Origin of the sequence: Nostoc foliaceum FACHB-393 (assembly GCF_014698505.1) — a bacterium.
GTDB lineage: Bacteria > Cyanobacteriota > Cyanobacteriia > Cyanobacteriales > Nostocaceae > Nostoc > Nostoc foliaceum_A.
This window is the reverse complement of record NZ_JACJTD010000007.1, coordinates 40,662-58,594: the sequence shown is the minus strand read 5'-3', so window position 1 is coordinate 58,594 and position 17,933 is coordinate 40,662. Positions and strand designations below refer to the sequence as shown.

Genomic DNA, 17,933 nt, shown 5'->3' with positions numbered 1-17,933 from the left:
CGCAGACCGAAAAAAGCGCCACTTATAGACGTTGGCGTTCGCCTATCCTTTTGGAAGAAGGGTAATTAAACCCAACAATTACGAACTACGAATTACGAATTACGAATTATTAAAGTTGAAGGTGGTCAATTTATTAGCTATGCTGTATCAGCAAAGGTATCTTTGTGTAAATTATGAACATAGTCAAACTTATTTTACTTGCCTGTCCCGCATTTTTGGTATCCATGCTGCTGGTAGTCAATCCAGCACATGCATCCACCCTGAAATCTACTGATGCTACCCAACTTATGACGGTAGTATCTACACAACAAATTCCCGATCTGGCAACACCACACTTGATTCAAACATCTAATCCGATTATTGATCAACTTGGTTGCAATTGTGCCAACTGTGTTCAGTCTAAATTTCAGTCTTTACAAGGCAAGCTGCCATCCGTCGATTTTTAAATAAATTTAGGAGTTATGAATATTGTCGGGGCACAGCATTGCTGTGCCCTTATTAGTTTTATAAGCTTTTTGTACGTGGCGATCGCCTACGGCACGCACTCGTTGCTGCATAATTATTTATCATATTCGCTAAAGTCACGCCTGAAAAACGAGGTAGGAAAGCTGTTAGGTGAATTCCTAGATACTGAGAAAGCTGCTGGTAAGCCAGTGAAGTTGGTGCGATTGCCATCTGCACCCAAGCTGTTAAGCTCTTGTTAAAAGAGCTAGTCTGGGAATTAGAAAACTTGCTAGAGTGAACAGAGTTAGCCTTAATATCTAATCCCCAAAACCTATACATCTCATGGATTTTGCTAATATTGCATCCCAGTTGAACGCTGGAACGATTTTGCCAGAGGGGATTGTTATTCTCACCCTCTTGGGGGTTTTGATTGTTGATTTGATTTTGGGGCGTACATCATCCGCACGCTGGATTGGATATCTAGCGATCGCAGGTTTATTTGCTTCGATTGTCGCCCTATATTTTCAATGGGACTCTCCTAATCCCATCGGTTTTACCGGTAGCTTTAACAGTGATGACCTGAGTATCGTCTTTCGCGGTATTATTGCCTTGTCTGCGATTGTAACTATACTGATGTCAATTCGCTACGTTGAGCAGAGCGGCACTGCTTTAGCCGAATTCATCGCTATTTTGCTGAGTGCTACTCTAGGAGGGATGTTTTTATCCGGGGCTAGTGAGTTGGTGATGATTTTCATCTCCCTAGAAACCCTGAGTATCTCCTCTTACCTGTTAACAGGTTATACCAAGCGTGACCCCCGCTCCAACGAAGCGGCGCTGAAATACTTGTTAATTGGAGCTTCCAGTACAGCAATCTTTTTGTACGGTGTATCACTGCTGTATGGACTATCTGGAGGACAAACTGAACTTAGTGCGATCGCAAGTGGCATTGCCACAGCTAAAGTCGGACAATCTTTAGGTTTAGTAATTGCCCTGGTTTTTGCGATCGCGGGTATTGGCTTCAAAATCTCCGCTGCACCCTTCCACCAGTGGACACCAGACGTTTACGAAGGCGCTCCCACCCCAGTTATCGCCTTTTTATCTGTCGGTTCCAAAGCAGCTGGGTTTGCCCTAGCCATCCGCTTGTTGACAACAGCCTTCCCTCTTGTTGCTGACGAGTGGAGGTTTGTCTTCACTGCTCTGGCCGTTCTCAGCATGATTTTGGGTAACGTAGTCGCCCTAGCTCAAACCAGCATGAAACGGATGCTAGCTTATTCATCCATTGCCCAAGCTGGGTTTGTGATGATTGGCTTAATTGCTGGTACACAGGCGGGCTATGCCAGTATGATATTTTACCTACTGGTTTACCTGTTCATGAACCTGTGCGGCTTTACCTGCATCATCCTGTTCTCACTGCGGACAGGAACCGACCAGATTGCCGAATACTCTGGTTTATATCAAAAAGACCCACTCCTAACACTGGCGTTGAGTATCTCCCTGCTTTCCTTGGGTGGTATTCCACCATTAGCTGGATTTTTCGGCAAGATTTACTTATTTTGGGCTGGTTGGCAAGCAGGACTTTATTGGTTAGTCTTGCTAGGCTTAGTTACCAGCGTCGTCTCCATCTACTACTACATTCGCGTAGTTAAGATGATGGTAGTCAAAGAACCCCATGAAATGTCCGACGCGGTGAAGAATTATCCCCAAGTGCGTTGGGATTTGCCTGGGCTAAGACCTTTGCAAGTCGGGTTGGTGGTAACATTAATTGCCACTTCCATAGCAGGGATTTTGTCAAATCCACTGTTTACATTGGCTAATAATTCCATCTCCCACACACCATTTTTGCAAGCAACAATCAACAGTAATGTAAAAGCACAAAATCTACTGCTTTTGCCAAATTTAGATTCGGTTAGTCAGTCTCAACCATCAGTTGATTCTACTGCTAAGATTTAACCGATTCTCAACCAAACTTTGTACTCAAATACACGCCTGTTTGCTAATTAGCAGACAGGCGTTTGTCATATCTTTTCACTTAAATATGAGACTGAGTTAATAGGTATCTTAATTACAAATTCTGCACCTTTTCCTGGAACAGAAAAACAACTAAGTTCTCCGTTATGTTTTTCAACTATAATTTGATAGCTTATAGATAGTCCTAGTCCAGTACCTTTGCCCACAGATTTAGTGGTAAAAAATGGATCAAATAGCTTTGAGCGAACTTGTTCATTTATCCCCAAACCATTATCAGCAATACTAACTGCTATCCATTTTTCATCGATTAGCTCAGTTTTAATTTGAATTTGGGGATTATTATTTATCAGTTGTTGATTGTCAGTTGTTTGTGGATTTACCGATGCCTCCAATGAATCGATCGCATTAGCAAGAATATTCATAAAAACTTGATTAAGTTGGCCAGGATAGCAAGTTACATTCGGAAGTTGACTATATTTTTTGATGACTTTGATTTCTGGGTACTCATGCCTAGCTTGAAGGCGATGCTCCAAAATCATTAAAGTACTATCAATTCCTTCATGGATATTGACTTGCTTAAGTTCTGCTTCATCAAGCCTGGAAAAGTTACGTAGTGATTTAACAATTTCCTGAATGCGTTCTGTTCCCACTTTCATGGACTGGAAAAGTTTAGTTATATCTTGAATCAGAAAATCTAAGTCTATTTCTTCTACTTGCTCTTGGATTTCAAGAGGAGTATTTGGACAAAGCTGTTGATAAATTTGCACCAATTTCAGTAAATCTTGAGTATATTTATGGGCGTGATGAAGGTTGCCATAAATAAAACTCACGGGATTATTAATTTCATGGGCAATACCAGCTACCATCTGACCTAAACTAGACATTTTCTCAGCTTGGATAAGCTGAGTTTGGGTAAGCTGTAGTTCGTTTAGTGTTTCTTGTAAAGCAGTTGTACGTTCCTCAACCCGAATTTCTAGCTCTTGATTCGCTTTCCAAAGCGCTTCCTCTGCCTGTTTTCGTCTTTGAACTTCTTTTGCTAACTCATCGATTTTTTCGTTCAGAAGAACGAAATTACTGCTGGTCAGAGTTCTATTTTCCAAGCGTAAGAGAATTAAAGCTGAAGATTCAGGAGACCAAGGTTGAATAACGGCTCCTTGGCTACGACATATTAACGTTTGTCCATCATTCTTTCGTAAAGTCAAGGAGCCAATAACCATTGCCCTACTACTTGAACAAGCTTGCAGATACCTGACAATATCGTTGGTAGACTCAGTTACAATTTCAAAGAGCATTCTTCCGCGCAGTTCCTGACGGCGTAAACCTAGCATATCTGCTACTGGTTGATTGGTAGCTAACAACTTACCCTCTCCACTCACCAAGAGTAAAGGTTCTGGTAAAACTCTGGCAAGTTCAAGAAATTGTTCAGGAGTCATGGGGCTTCCAATTTCAAGGTTCGATTCTACTTTACATATCTGCACTAAACTTATATCCCGAAGTTATTTTGGTGCTGAAGGGTTTATACAGAGTCTAGTCCTCTAAAGTATTCTCGACCTTCTGCATCTTCTGCCTCTTCTGTAAATTTTAAGTAAACAATTACTCTACATCCAGAAGCTCCCTGTGCTATGGTTTCTTGCAATTCTACTTTCGCATATCCCAGATTATTAGCTGCGATCGTCCCAAAGACATTTGAGGTCATCATACACATGGCAGGGCGATTAAGCACTTTTTCGCCAAATGGGCAAACGCGGTTGCCAAAGACAATTTTTTCATCATCCTGCTCAATGACATAAAAATCGCCTTGAATTCGTTTTTTTAAGTCAATCAAGACATCAGCGACCTGCTTACTAGAAAGGTTGGAAACTTCCAGGGCAGATTTGTAATCTTGGTTGAGCTGCCTAGCCATCCTTTGACCAACTACGCTAATAAATCCAGAAGCTTCTTCTAAGCCAACTACGTCCTGCAAAGTGCCAGATAACTCTCTGATTAATGTACGTAAAAATATATCGCGTTCTAAAGGAACATTAAGTGTAGCTATTGAGTGGTTAAGTGCATTGGTCATAAATTTTGAGGACACAATCTTGAACTACAGTTATAGAGTTCCCCAAAATGCCTCTAAAGTAACTGCTTAATCTTTTTCTTTAAAAAATTTGATGCTTGCTTTTGTTTTTAATAAATAGTAATGTAATAGTCATCACAAATTCTGAACTTTGTTGTTACGACAGTTCCAAATTTTGCAAAGTCTTTTCTAGCTTATGTTCCCATCACCTAATATGATTGGGTTAAGGCTTGATGCTCCCTAACCCTCCTTTTTAAGGAGGGAATTAAGTCTCCTTAAAAACGGGTTTTGAGGATCTTCCGGGGCAAAATATCACTAATACCAAGTATAAGTAAGTAAGTCGGTGCAATAAAACCAAACTATGTAAATAAAAGTAAATAAAGCTCAAACTCTTTCTCTCCCTGCTCCCTGCCCCCTGCCTTATTGCAACAATAATTATTTACGCCGACTTACTTAATCGCTAACAATTATTTACACATGAGTTTTTAGTCTGGATAAGGGTTTCATATCTTAACTTTTTGTAATTAATTTTGTTTAACTACTTATTGTATTGTTAACCCATACATAAATCTGCTTGCTCACAATCAAAATAAAATTTTCCTGTTTTCCATAAATAGACTTGTTGCTTGTAAACCGTAATTAATTACGAATTATAAATCACGAATTATTAAATCATTATGACCTGCTACCAAATTGAACATTGATTTTTCTGAATATTAATTGGAATAATTGCTATATTTGTTATTTTAAGAAATTGGAATGGTAATTATAAATTCAGAACCTGCTCCTAACACAGAATTTACTTCTAGAGTTCCTTTATGTTTTTGGACAATTATTTGATAAGCAATTGATAATCCTAATCCTGTTCCTTTCCCCACAGGTTTGGTTGTAAATAAATTGTCAAACATTTTAAGCTGAACATCAGGCGATATTCCCACACCATTATCTTTAACCCGAATCAATACGTGATTTATATCTTCAATTAGGTCAGTATGAATTATGATTTGATTGGGATTTTCCTTAATCTCATTAAAACTCAGTCCAGAATTAGATTCTTCTAAAGCATCAATGGCATTTGCCAATAGATTCATAAATACCTGATTTAATTGTCCTGGAAAGCATTTTACTAGAGGGAAATCGCCGTAATCTTTAACTATTTGAATAGCAGGACGAATCTTATTAGCTTTCAAACGGTGCTTGAGAATGAGGAGAGTATTATTCATGCCTTCATGAATATCAAAAATAACTTTTTGTTCTGTATCTGCTCTAGAGAAAGTTCGCAAGCTATTGCTAATGTTGGAAATGCGATCTGTGCCTTCTCTCATTGAGGAAATCAGTTTAGGTAAATCCTCGCGCACATACTCTAGATCAATCACTTGGATTGTTTCTTGAATTTCTTGAGATGCCTTGGGATAGGTTTGCTGATAAAGGTCGATGAGATGTAATAAATTCTGAATATACTCTTTAGCCGGAGTCAGATTACCTGCTATAAAGCCAACTGGATTATTAATTTCATGAGCTACATCTGCGACAAGACTTCCCAGAGTAGACATCTTATTTTGCATTATCTGAAGATTAAGAAGCATCATTTCTAGTTCATGGCTTCTGTCTTCTAACTTGTTTTGATATTCTTTTAATTCATCAATTACTTTTCTGAGCAAACATTCTTTCTTGTTATTTACATCTTCAAGTTTTATCCGATCAGATTCAGAACGTTCCAATTGCTTTTGGAGAATTCTATTCGCTTTTTTTAGTTCCTTAATTTCTTGTTGATAATCCCCCATTTCCATCAGTTTTTACCGAGTTCCCAAAATTAAAGTTACAAAAGTTTCATTGTGAAATTGCGTCTGGCTAATTCGATCTATAGGAGCAATCTCTCCATAAGAATAAAATCCACAAGCAGGAAAATATTTAGCCATACAAAGTTTTGTATTCTGGTACTCTTCTTGTGCCCTAGTACCAAGTATTTGCCGACGAGCTACACATGAAAAAAACACAACGGCACTGGGTTCTGCACCTGGATAATTATCTAAGGCACTCATGAATGAAGCTTTGGAAGCTGCTAGAATATCTTCATAAGCTGCTTCTGAAATTTGAATAATTGCTTGATCGGGAATATCTCCAAAAAAGGTTATGCTACCAGATTCCTGGTTGTAAGCAATAGGTGCCCTTATATAAAAATTGTCTCCATTCTGAGCAAACACTGCTAGCGGATATTCCATCGAAGGAGGAAGCAAACCTAGATAATTTTGATAAAAATCTAAAGCTGGTTTACCATCTATTTCATAGACTATATTCTTATCTACCTTAGTTACTTTGCTTATTTGGCCGATGGGATGCCAACCACTTGCAATCCCGTGAGAAAACAATATTGTGCCGGAAAAAAGCAGAATTGGTACAGAATCACTTAATACTTCTGTTTGAAAAAATTGATATGTATTTTGATATCTTGACTGATCGGCTGCCAAACCACCAAATATCGGCACATGTTGTCCAAGAGCTAGCTTTAAGCCATTCAATATAGATACACCACTAGTTGTGAGGCTCTCTGGATGAGTTAAGCATAGCTTTGGAGGTGCAGTACTTTTTGCTTTTGCTTGCTCTACAGCTTGTTTAGTTGCAGTAATTGGATCAGATGAAACTTTGCGTCCAACTCCTGCATAAATTTCAACTTCGTCTGAGCAGAACAACATCAAGGTAATTGAGTCCTGCTGAAACTCTAAGACTGAAGAAATTTCTCCATCTGTTGTTCCACCAATCAACTCAATCCCTGGATAAGCCTGATAAATTTGCTGCAAAATGAGAGAATGTTCAAAATCAATTGCAGCAAAAAGAATCCCAGCTTTTGGTATATCTCCTGCAAGAGAACTGAAACATTGCTCAATAACTTCTTCAACTGCGGATAGAGAATCTGGATCGTTACTGTGGCCTACTACTGCCTTAAACATAAATTTACCTATTATGTTGATGAACGCAATTCGCTATGATTCCTAAATGGGAAGCTTAATAATGAACTCTGAACCTTTTCCTAGTGTTGAATTTACCTCTAGAGTTCCTCCATGTTTTTCGACAACAATTTGATGAGCAATTGATAATCCTAATCCTGTACCTTGACCCACAGGCTTGGTAGTGAATAAATGATCAAAGATTTTTTGCTGGACATCAGTTGACATTCCCACGCCATTATCTTGAATCCGAATCAATATATGATTTTTATCTTCAGTGAGGGAAGTTTGAATCAAAACTTGATTGGGATTTGCTTCAATTTCAATATAGGTGCGTCCTACATTAGACTCCTCTAAAGCATCAATAGCATTAGCTAATAAATTCATAAATACCTGATTTAGTTGTCCGATAAAACATTCTAGTTCTGGCAAATTATCGTAATCTTTAATTACTTGAATATCAGGACGATCCTCGGATGCCTTTAAGCGATGTTTGAGGATCATGATGGTGCTGTCTATACCATCATGAATGTTGCAATAAACCTTGCGATCGCTATCTGACCGAGAAAAGGTTCTCAGACTGGTACTAATATTGCGAATGCGCTGAACTCCCTCTTTCATCGAGGAAATTAAATTAGGTAGATCAGCAAGCATATATTTCAAATCTATCGCTGCAATTTCCTCTTGAATTTCTGGAACAGGATGAGGATAGTACTGCTGATAGAGACTAATAATGTTAACCATATCTTGGAAATATACTGAAGCATGTCCAAGATTGCCATGAATAAAACCAACTGGATTATTAATTTCATGAGCAACACCTGCTACTAATTGACCAAGGGCAGACATTTTTTCTGTCTGTACAAGCTGAAGTTGAGAATCTTGTAGGTCTTTTAATGCCCTAGACAACGCTGCTGTCCTTTCTGAAACTTTTTTTTCTAAAGTTTTTGTGAGATTTCGTAATTGAATATGGGTTTTAATTCTAGCTAATAATTCTTCTTCATGAAAGGGCTTAGTGATATAATCGACTGCCCCTATATTTAGACCCTTTACTTTACTATCAGTATCAGAATTTGCCGTCATAAAAATTATTGGTATATCACAAGTAGCTGAATTTTGTTTCAGCCTTTTACAGGTTTCAAATCCGTCTATTCCTGGCATCATCACATCTAATAAAATTAAATCAGGCAGTAGATATTCAGCCTGTTTAAGTGCCCTTTCTCCATCATGCTCTGTAGTAACTTCAAAACCTACAGTAGTTAATACATCAAAGACAATTTCTAAATTTGTAGTAGTGTCATCAACTACTAGAATTAAACTATCTTTTGGTACATAAAGCATTGGTATGTCTGGCTTATAAGTCATTGTATTTAAATTAATCTGACTCCTTGTGACTTGTTTACTATTTAGCCCGGCGATCGCAGCTAAGTCACCTCTATTTTGTTCGCAGGCTGACTGATAATTTTCTCGTCTGACAATCCTATAGTTCCCAAAAAGTCTGACAACAGCAACATTTTCACACTAAATTGCTCTATGCGACCACGGGGGCGATCGCTACACGATGTAAATTTACCACCAATCTTCACTTTCACTAGAGTTGAATATCCTCTTTCATAAGGCGATCGCTCTAAAATTAGTCATTATTACCCTTGTCGTTTTATAAAGTTAGTGTTATTTCAGTATAATTTTACTGATGTTTAATACTAGTTTTGGAAGTTTGTAATCTGTATTTATGATGAGCATAAATATATATGAACGTCTTTTTTAGAGAATGTGAAATCCATATATTCTCGGATATGTTTTTAAAAAATATAATGAATAATTGCTGATTAGCTGGGAAATATTTACATACCTTGAAATTTCACCACTATTGATGTAAAGCTAGTTTGCTGGCTGTGCAAGCGTGATGTGAATAGGAATTAAATTTAAAACCTATATTTCCTAAATTATTAATAACTTCATGAAGACTACTGATATGAAACAAACAAGTATTCCTGATTTATACTGCCCATTTTCAACTCATATAAATAAGCATGTAGATGTTTTGGAGGAGTATGCTTTTGAATGGGTGCTACGCTTTAACCTTCTGGCACATGAATCGTCTTATCAGCGTTTTTATAAGGCAAAATTCTTTTTACTAGCCGCAGGTACTTATCCTTCCTGTCAGCTTGAAGAACTGAAGATTGCAAATGACTTATTGAGTTGGTTATTTATTTGGGATGACCAATGCGATTTGTCAGATTTAGGAAAACAACCTGAACTACTTAAGGGTTTTCACAATAGATTTTTGGAAATATTAAATGGGGAAGAACTTACGAATCAAGATGTACCCCTTGCTTATGCCTTAAGTAACTTAAGAAATCGAATACTTGAAAGAGGAAATATAAAATGGTTTCATCACTTTCTCTGTAGCTTTAAAGGCTACTTCAAAGGATGTGTGGAAGAAGCCACTAACCGTATACAGGGAGTTGTACCTGATATGGACACTTATATGGCGATACGTTTATTAGCCGGAGGGGTGGAGCCTGTTATCGAATTGATTGAATTTTGCGACCATTTAATAATTCCTGAGTTTGTCCGAGAACACAACATCGTGAAAGAACTAAAGGTGATGGCAAATAAGGTTCTTTGCTGGGGTAACGATATTTTCTCGGCACTTAGGGAAATGGAAGATGGCGATGTTCATAATTTAGTATTGGTATTGCATTATCAACAGAAGTTGCCTTTGGAACAAGCAATCAAGCGTGCTGCTGAAATCCACGATCAAGACGTGCTAACTATGATGGAATTAGAAGCATCTATTCCAAGTTTTGGAGAAGTGGAAGATGCTGAACTCGCAAAATATATATCAGGATTGCACAGCTGGATAAGTGCCAACATCACTTGGTGTGCTCAATCTACTCGCTATCAGACTGCTGAAAAGCTAGAGGTAGTTAAATGTTAAAAGAATTGCAACTTTCTAAGTAAAGTAGGAAACTGTCGCGCATTTAACTTATACTTTTTGCTGCTTGTAGTTCTTAGATTGGAGCATTTAAACATCAAAAGTGAATAGCCACTTATTACTCTAAAGATGAGGGCGGTAAATTAGCACAATTTCATAATGAAACATTCAATGCAGCTACCTAATCCTCTGCAAACTCCTTCATTGCTACAAAAGCTTCAATGGGTTATTGACCCTGTTAGCTATATGGAAAATGCAGCTCAACAGTATCCCGATATTTTTACTGGTAAGATAATCGGTTTTGGTGACACAGTAGTCTTTGTGAACCATCCCAAAGCAATCCAGGCAATATTAACTAATGATAGAAAGAAGTTTACAGCCGTTGGGGAACTCAACGGAATTTTGCAGCCGATTTTGGGGAGTTATTCAGTCCTGATGCTGGAGGGCGATCGCCACAAGCGCCAACGACAACTGGTGACACCCTCTTTTCATGGAGAGCGGATGCAAGCCTATGGTCAGCTAATCTGTAATGTGTCTGAAAAAATCTTTAGTCAGTTACCACTAAATAAGCCCTTTCTAGCACGTAATCTAACACAGGATATATCCCAGCAAGTCATTTTACAGGCTATCTTTGGTTTGTCTGAGGGAGAAAAAATTCAAAAACTTAGACAACTATTGCCGTTGCTGTTAGAGCTTTTTCAGTCACCTTTCACTTCTAGTTTATTCTTTTTCTCATTCTTGCAACAGGATTTAGGAGCTTGGAGTCCTTGGGGAAAGTTCCTACGCAATCGAGAGCAAATTGATCAATTTCTCTACACTGAAATTGCCGAGTGTCAGCAACAACCTGATCCAGAACGCATCGATATTCTCTCTTTGCTGATATCATGTCGGGATGAAGCAGGCCAACCGATGACGGCTCAGGAGTTGCGCGATCAGTTAATAACCCTAATACTTGCCGGTTATGAAACTACGGCATCGGCAATGGCTTGGGGATTGTACTGGATTCACCAAAAGCCTTTAGTCCATGAAAAACTACTCCAAGAACTGGACACTCTCGGTGATTCCCCAGACCCTATGAGCATTTACCGACTGCCATATCTCACAGCTGTCTGTAATGAAACCTTGCGAATTCACCCCGTTACAATGTTTTCGTTTCCCAGAGTAGTGCAAGAACCCGTTGAATTATTGGGACATCCTTTAGAGCCTGGAACTGTACTGCTTCCCAGTATTTATCTCACTCATCAACGAGAGGATTTATATCCCCAGCCCAAAGAGTTTCAACCAGAGCGCTTTGTTGAACGTCAATTTTCTCCCTATGAATTCCTGCCCTTTGGCGGTGGTGCGCGTCGTTGTATTGGTGAAGCTTTGGCTATATTTGAAATGAAGCTAGTATTAGCAACCGTTTTGTCACGCTACAACTTGGCGCTAGCTGATCAGCATCCAGAGCGACCTCAGCGTCGAGGTTTTACCCTTGGACCTGCCAGTGGAGTCAAGATGGTAATTACAGGACGACGTGCGCGTCAAGAGTCTTTAGTTAATATGACAACTACACCCGTATCCTAGTAGCTTGTCAGAGTTGTTGTGATGAGTCTTAGCAACCACCCAGTTTGTTATAACAAACTGGGTTTTTAGAATTATCAGTTGGGTAGAGCAAAACAAAACTCGACAAACTTCCAAATGTTAAGTTTCGCTTCACTTAACCCAACTTTGTATTTTAAAAGAAGTGTTACTAGTCTAGATATCTGACTGTTGCATCGGGATCTCAATCACGAACTCAGTCCCCTTTCCTAATGAGGAATCACAGGTTAAACGACCCTTGTGTTTGTCCACAATAATCTGATAGCTAATCGACAACCCCAACCCCGTGCCACTTCCTACCGACTTAGTGGTGAAAAATGGGTCAAAGATTTTCTGCTGAACTGCTTTTGTCATACCAGAACCATTATCTGCAATCCGAATTACCGCTGTATTAGAATCTGTTATTTCAGTAAAGATATGAATTTTTCCTACTTTATGAGAAGCTGCTGAAGCGTCTATGTCTTTTGTTATTTGTTCTTTGTCATTTACCAATAATGGATGCTCAATGGCAAATGAATCTTCTAAAGCATCGATCGCATTACTAAGTATATTCATAAACACCTGATTTAGTTGACCAGGGTAACAAAGAACTTCCGGTAATTTTCCGTATTCTTTGATGACTTCAATTTCCAGTAAATTACTCTTTTCTTTAAGCCGGTGCTGCAAAATCATTAAAGTGTTGTCTATTCCCTCATGAACATCTACAGGCTTCATCTCAGATTCATCTAGTCGAGAAAAGTTGCGTAAGCCCAAAACAATATTCCGGATACGCGAACTCCCCACTTTCATTGAATCTAGAATCTTTGGCAAGTCTTTTGCTAGGAAATCTATATCAATCTCCTCAGCTTTCTCCTCAACTAAAGGCGAAGGAAGGGGATATTCCCGCTGATAAACAACTATCAAATCTAGCAAGTCTTGAACATACTCACCAGCATGATTAATATTGCCATGAATAAAGTTAATAGGGTTATTTATTTCATGGGCAATCCCCGCAACCATTTGTCCTAAAGAAGACATTTTTTCACTTTGAATCAATTGAATCTGAGTACGCTGTAATTCCTGTAAAGCTTCTTCTAAACAGTGATTTTTGTGGTTAATTTCCTGTGTTCTGTCCTGGACTTTTTCTTCCAGGCTATGATTGTATTCTTCCAAGCTTTCTTTAGCTTGTGCCAAATTTTTATAAAGAATAGCATTCTCTAGTGATATTGCTGCTTGAGTGGTGAGGAGTTTAAGAACTTCTACGCGATCGCGTGTAAATGCTCCTGTTGTTAGATGATTTTCTAGGTAAAGAATCCCAATCAATTTACCTTGATTTAGAAGAGGTATAGACAATAAGCTCTTAGGTTTTTCACTAACAATGTAGCTATCACCTACTAGAAAAGAAACAGCCATTGCATCATCAATAACTAAGATTTCTCTAGAGCGTTTAACATAGTTAATCAAAGTAATGGGAACATCATAGCTTGACTCAAGGCAAGTTGATGGAAACTCAGTGTAGGTATGCTCAAAATTTGAACTTGAACAAATCGCCGTGACAGTTAATCCTAAGTTATCACCTTCGCTTAAAATTAAAGCGCATTTAGAGGCTCCTGCATTTTCCATAACAACTTCCATCAAAGTAGAAAGTAGTCGCTCAAGCTCGATTTCCCCAGAGAGTGCTTGAGATGCTTTAATGAATGCAGCTAAATCCAGAGAGTCAGAAATACTTGTTTTCGAACCAATAACAGTTTGTTGATTACTCAGGGTAGATAAAGATGATATAGATGTGTTATTAAAAGAAGTGTTTTCCTCGCTGGAATGGATACTCAGTTTTTCTTGCTGAAATATAGGAGCCAGTAATTGGGGATAGCGTTTTGCCAAATCGTCAACCTTGGCTAACGCTCCCCAGCGAACGTAGCTATAGTAGGCATCAGTTAGGTAAGTTTGGGCAATCTTATCTTTGTCCCACTCTAGATAAAATTTAGCCGCAAGTTCATTAGCAAGAGCTTCTTCGTTGATATACTCATGTTTTTTCGCAAGGGAGATAGCATGATCATACGATTCCATTGCTTCAATATATTGATCTCTAATTCGATGCCGTTCAGCTTCTACAAGATAATATTTGTGTAAATAATTCATGGGGGCATGATGTGCCCATTTTTGCATCTTTTCCTGATTAGCTTGTACTTTATCAAGAATAAGCTTTTGTTCAGAAGCAGATGCCTCAGAATACACTGCAAGTCTAGCCAGTGAATCGTAAAAATGGAAAAGAGGAAAAACTAGCTGTCCTATACCACCATCTAAATACTTTTCTGCCAAAGCAGCATTTTCAACCGCTTGAGGGAACTCATGAAATGAGTAACATAATTGCAATTTATTATAATATAAATATAAAAGTCCTATAGCATCATTGGTTTGAAGATGAAGCGGCTGTATTATCTCCTCATTATATGCTTTACCGATCAAATAACAGGGATTTACAACATTTCCCAGCCAGTTTAAAGTACTCTGCTGATATATGCTATTCCAGTTAAATATTGTTTCTTGCTTGATTTGTCTGATGGCATTGCTGTAAGTTGCCATCTCGCGTTCCAACTCTGTCAGTTCTTTACCGATAAAATATGTAGAGTAGCAATAATTATTAAGACAATAGGCTGCATGTTCTAAATCTCCAGTTTCTAGCCCGGCAGAATAAGCTTCAAGCAAAGGCTTTAATATTTCTCTAGTATGCTCTTTCCAATGCCAGATAGCTGTATAAAATACCATCATGATCTTAGTTTTAACTTCTTTAACATTGGATTTAACTAAGAGGCTCAAAGCTAATTTGCCAAATTGATAGCCAGATTCAATATCTCCCACTACTCCGCAGAGAATTACTCCGTAAGCAACATAGGCATAAGCAGACGAGGAAGTATTACCATATTTGAGTGATAAGTTGATTTGTTTAATAACAATCAGCGGAAATAGTTCGGGAGTAACTGAATAGGTCACAGCAGTTACAGCTGATAGGATACGCATAGCTGCTATCTGCTGGGCATCTGTCATCTCCGGTAGGTTCATTAAGTCATCAATGCGCCTGCCGTTCAGATTTAATGCTAATTCCGCCATTGCTAGCTGAATATCAGACTGTCCTGGATTCTCAGGAAACTCCACACCCAAAAGTTTCAAAAAGGTTAGGGCTGTATTTACAGCCTCCAGTGCTTGGTTCTGCGCCCCATAAGCCTGGATTTTGACTTCATAAACTTTCACTTTTTCTAGCAGTGTTTTACGTACCAACACCACCTTTGCCAATTCCTCCATCTGTTCAAAGTTGCCAGCTAGGTATGCTGCCTCTGTCGCAGTCTCATATAAAGCCAGGGTAAGATGATGTTTTGTCTCCCAGCTATTACCTGCCAGTAATTGGATGCCGGTAGTTAAATACTTAACGGCCGCGGGATAAGCTGTTGAAGCTAAAGCTTTACGTCCAGCAATTAGATTCATCTGGGCCAGTTCATCTCGTTTCACTTGAGGAGAGATGAATTCTACTGCGATATTAAACTGATTGACAAGCTCAAATATCTTTTCTTCCTGTTCTACAACTGGAATATTGTTCAATAACAGTAGCCCAATTTTTAAGTGAATTGGCTTTTTTTGTTCTTCAGGAATCAAAGAATAAGCGGCTTGCTGTACCCTATCATGTACGAATTTATACTTAGGTAACTGTAAATTAGAATTTGAAAATTGTGTAGATTCTATTCCATGAACAATGAATTCTTGATTAGTATTATCTTTTGAAAAGATATTGAAATTTTCAGTCTGTGGTAGAACTAGCCCATCAAGTAATGCTTGCCACAAATCTGATGCTGTATCTACTACAGATTTTTCATTGACGATCGCCAGAGTTTTTAAGTCAAATTGATTCCCAATACAGGCAGCCAGTTTCAGAACTTTTTGGGTAGATATTGGCAATTTTTCTATTTGTAGGGCGATAAATTCTACTACATCATCTGTGAGAGCTAATTCTTTGACTTTTGAAAGATCATACTGCCAATAACCAACATCATAATTTAATACAATTAGCCCGTCATCGTGTAAAGACTTCAGAAATTGGACAGAAAAGAAGGGATTGCCTTTAGTTTTGGCAAACACCATCTGTGTCAGAGGAACAGCAATTAATTCAGGACAATGGAGAGTATCAGCAATTAGATGATTTAAATCGCCTTGGTTTAAAGGTGTAAGAGTGATCGTATTAATAATTGCTTTTGCGTTTTTAATCTCCTGTAGTGTCAAATAAAGCGGATGTGCCTTTGAAACTTCATTATCTCGATACGAACCAACTAACAATAAACTCCCCTTATTTTCCCGCATATGTTCTGCCTCTTCTGAAAGAGAAGACAGCGTGCTTTCGCACATTAATAACTGAATTAATTTCAAAGAGGCCGTATCTGCCCACTGCAAATCATCGAGAAAGATAACTAGGGGATGTTCTTTAGTTGTAAAAATTTTGATGAATTTTTGAAACAATAAATTAAAACGATTTTGGGCAGCACTGCCAGAGATTTCTGTAACTGGAGGCTGCTTACCAATAATCTGTTCTAGTTCAGGAATAACATCACTAATCACCTGAGTTTGTGTACCCAATTCCCGCAGGATTTTGACTTTCCATTGTTGAATTTGGGCATCAGTTTCTGAGAGTAGTTGCCCGATTAAGTCTCGAAAAGCTTGCACCAATCCTGATAAGGGAATGTCACGTTGAAACTGGTCAAATTTTCCTTTGATAAAGTAACTACGCTGCCGCACAATAGGTTTTTGGACTTCATTGACTACAGCAGTTTTGCCAATGCCAGAGAAACCTGCAACTAATATCATTTCTGTTGCCCCATCTGCTACGCGCCCAAAAGCAGCGAGTAGGGTTTCAACTTCACTTTGGCGACCATAGAGTTTTTCAGGGATTACAAAACGGTCTGAGATGTCCCTCACACTTAGTTCAAAGAGTGCAATATTTCCTGTTTCTTTCCACTGATTTTGGCACACCTCCAAGTCATGCTTTAATCCCAAAGCACTCTGATAGCGGTCTTCGGCATTTTTTGCCATCAACTTGCTGATCATGTCAGACAAAATTGGCGGAATATTGGAATTAATCCGGCAGGCTTTTAGCGGTTGTTTGGCAATGTGAGAGTAAACTAACTCCATCGGATCTTTCGTGGTGAAAGGTAACTCTCCGGTAAGGAGTTGAAAAAAGGTGACACCGAGGGAATAAAAATCAGTGCGGTAGTCAATACCTCGGTTCATCCTTCCCGTTTGTTCTGGGGAAATGTAAGCTAGGGTGCCTTCTAAGACGTTGGGATTCGTGATAGATTGAATTTCTCTTGGTAGCAGAGTGGCAATACTAAAGTCGATGAGTTTTATTTCATCTGTACTAGGGTTTATCAGGATGTTGGCAGGCTTGATGTCTTTATGAATGATGCGATCGCGATGCAATCCTTCCAGGGTAGAAGCAATTTTAATGGCAATGTGGAAAAACTCATCTAGGGAAACCCTGTTTTCATCTTTCCCCTTGTTGTCCAGTCGCCAGTTTTGGAGGGAAATGCCGCCAAAATCTTCCATTACTAGGACGTAGCTGTTACGGTAGCTTTCTAAGCTATAGGTTTTGACTATGCCAGGAAGATCAAGGTTTTTGATAATGACATATTGATTGCGGAACTGAGCGATTTCCGCGAACGTAGGATATTCATTCCGCATCAATTTGAGAACCACCGATTTTTGGTCTTGTTCTCTAATGCCCCGATAAACTAGGGTTTTACTGCCTGAGTAGATTTGCTCCGTAATCTGATAGCCAGGAGAGGAATACAATGTATCTAACAGTACTTGCATTGGTGACTATGCTCATAATTCTTGTTTATATGCCTTAGTATTCCCGTGTGAAGACTATCAATATCAAAGAATAGGATTTTTTTGTTTAATTTGTATTATTAAGATGTAATTTTTTACTGGATATCTCATCTTGAACTATATAATTCTGGAAAGGCTAATTTTGGCATCA

At 38.6% G+C, this 17,933-nt stretch carries 12 protein-coding genes; 5 read left to right on the top strand and 7 right to left on the bottom strand.

Translation table 11 applies throughout. The annotated features are described in order from the left end of the window. Nucleotides 1-173 precede the first annotated feature (173 nt). The 3 genes from H6G92_RS08510 to H6G92_RS08500 all read left to right on the top strand — a co-directional run bounded on the left by H6G92_RS08510 (nt 174) and on the right by H6G92_RS08500 (nt 2,394). Entirely contained in the window at nt 174-446 is a 273-nt protein-coding gene (locus tag H6G92_RS08510) for a hypothetical protein (RefSeq protein ID WP_190892789.1), read from the top strand. Nucleotides 447-461: 15 nt separating this feature from the next. Further along, entirely contained in the window at nt 462-704 is a 243-nt protein-coding gene (locus H6G92_RS08505) for a hypothetical protein (RefSeq protein ID WP_190892786.1), read from the top strand. 82 nt (nt 705-786) lie between these two features. Beyond that, entirely contained in the window at nt 787-2,394 is a 1,608-nt protein-coding gene (locus H6G92_RS08500; RefSeq protein ID WP_190892784.1) for an NAD(P)H-quinone oxidoreductase subunit N, read from the top strand. Nucleotides 2,395-2,459: 65 nt separating this feature from the next. On the opposite strand, the gene H6G92_RS08495 is transcribed toward H6G92_RS08500, so the two are convergent. The 6 genes from H6G92_RS08495 to H6G92_RS08470 form a co-directional block, all read right to left on the bottom strand. Continuing rightward, on the bottom strand, nt 2,460-3,845 hold the full coding sequence (locus H6G92_RS08495) for an ATP-binding protein (RefSeq protein WP_190892781.1): 1,386 nt from the start codon (nt 3,843-3,845) through the stop codon (nt 2,460-2,462). Nucleotides 3,846-3,928: 83 nt separating this feature from the next. Beyond that, entirely contained in the window at nt 3,929-4,471 is a 543-nt protein-coding gene (locus H6G92_RS08490) for a methanogen output domain 1-containing protein (protein ID WP_190892779.1), read from the bottom strand. Nucleotides 4,472-5,214: 743 nt separating this feature from the next. Further along, a complete protein-coding gene (locus H6G92_RS08485) occupies nt 5,215-6,258 on the bottom strand; it encodes a sensor histidine kinase (protein WP_190892777.1) in 1,044 nt (347 codons plus the stop codon). A 6-nt stretch (nt 6,259-6,264) separates the two neighbouring features. After that, complete coding sequence (locus H6G92_RS08480; protein ID WP_190892775.1) at nt 6,265-7,416, bottom strand: FIST signal transduction protein; 1,152 nt, start codon at nt 7,414-7,416, stop codon at nt 6,265-6,267. 42 nt (nt 7,417-7,458) lie between these two features. Next, nucleotides 7,459-8,778 (bottom strand): hybrid sensor histidine kinase/response regulator, encoded by a 1,320-nt coding sequence (locus H6G92_RS08475; protein WP_242059069.1) that lies wholly within the window; start codon nt 8,776-8,778, stop codon nt 7,459-7,461. A gap of 59 nt (nt 8,779-8,837) precedes the next feature. After that, entirely contained in the window at nt 8,838-9,005 is a 168-nt protein-coding gene (locus H6G92_RS08470) for a hypothetical protein (protein WP_190892773.1), read from the bottom strand. 368 nt (nt 9,006-9,373) lie between these two features. Between H6G92_RS08470 and H6G92_RS08465 the strand changes: the two genes are divergently transcribed. Both H6G92_RS08465 and H6G92_RS08460 read left to right on the top strand, forming a co-directional pair. Next, nucleotides 9,374-10,357: a terpene synthase family protein gene (locus H6G92_RS08465; RefSeq protein WP_313889946.1), complete on the top strand. Its 984-nt coding sequence runs from the start codon at nt 9,374-9,376 to the stop codon at nt 10,355-10,357. A 168-nt stretch (nt 10,358-10,525) separates the two neighbouring features. Continuing rightward, nucleotides 10,526-11,917 carry a cytochrome P450 gene (locus tag H6G92_RS08460; protein ID WP_190893023.1) on the top strand — a complete coding sequence of 464 codons (1,392 nt, stop codon included), beginning with the start codon at nt 10,526-10,528 and terminating at the stop codon, nt 11,915-11,917. Between the two features lie 171 nt (nt 11,918-12,088). Here H6G92_RS08460 and H6G92_RS08455 read toward each other — a convergent pair whose 3' ends face one another. Further along, on the bottom strand, nt 12,089-17,764 hold the full coding sequence (locus tag H6G92_RS08455; RefSeq protein ID WP_190892768.1) for an ATP-binding sensor histidine kinase: 5,676 nt from the start codon (nt 17,762-17,764) through the stop codon (nt 12,089-12,091). Between the last annotated feature and the right edge of the window lie 169 nt (nt 17,765-17,933).

Bases quoted from the DNA above. Each gene is read 5' to 3' on its own strand.
- H6G92_RS08510 (WP_190892789.1), top strand. From the start codon at position 174: ATGAACATAGTCAAACTTATTTTACTTGCCTGTCCCGCATTTTTGGTA.
- H6G92_RS08505 (WP_190892786.1), top strand. From the start codon at position 462: ATGAATATTGTCGGGGCACAGCATTGCTGTGCCCTTATTAGTTTTATA.
- H6G92_RS08500 (WP_190892784.1), top strand. From the start codon at position 787: ATGGATTTTGCTAATATTGCATCCCAGTTGAACGCTGGAACGATTTTG.
- H6G92_RS08495 (WP_190892781.1), bottom strand. From the start codon at position 3,845: ATGACTCCTGAACAATTTCTTGAACTTGCCAGAGTTTTACCAGAACCT.
- H6G92_RS08490 (WP_190892779.1), bottom strand. From the start codon at position 4,471: ATGACCAATGCACTTAACCACTCAATAGCTACACTTAATGTTCCTTTA.
- H6G92_RS08485 (WP_190892777.1), bottom strand. From the start codon at position 6,258: ATGGAAATGGGGGATTATCAACAAGAAATTAAGGAACTAAAAAAAGCG.
- H6G92_RS08480 (WP_190892775.1), bottom strand. From the start codon at position 7,416: ATGTTTAAGGCAGTAGTAGGCCACAGTAACGATCCAGATTCTCTATCC.
- H6G92_RS08475 (WP_242059069.1), bottom strand. From the start codon at position 8,778: ATGACTTATAAGCCAGACATACCAATGCTTTATGTACCAAAAGATAGT.
- H6G92_RS08465 (WP_313889946.1), top strand. From the start codon at position 9,374: ATGAAGACTACTGATATGAAACAAACAAGTATTCCTGATTTATACTGC.
- H6G92_RS08460 (WP_190893023.1), top strand. From the start codon at position 10,526: ATGCAGCTACCTAATCCTCTGCAAACTCCTTCATTGCTACAAAAGCTT.
- H6G92_RS08455 (WP_190892768.1), bottom strand. From the start codon at position 17,764: ATGCAAGTACTGTTAGATACATTGTATTCCTCTCCTGGCTATCAGATT.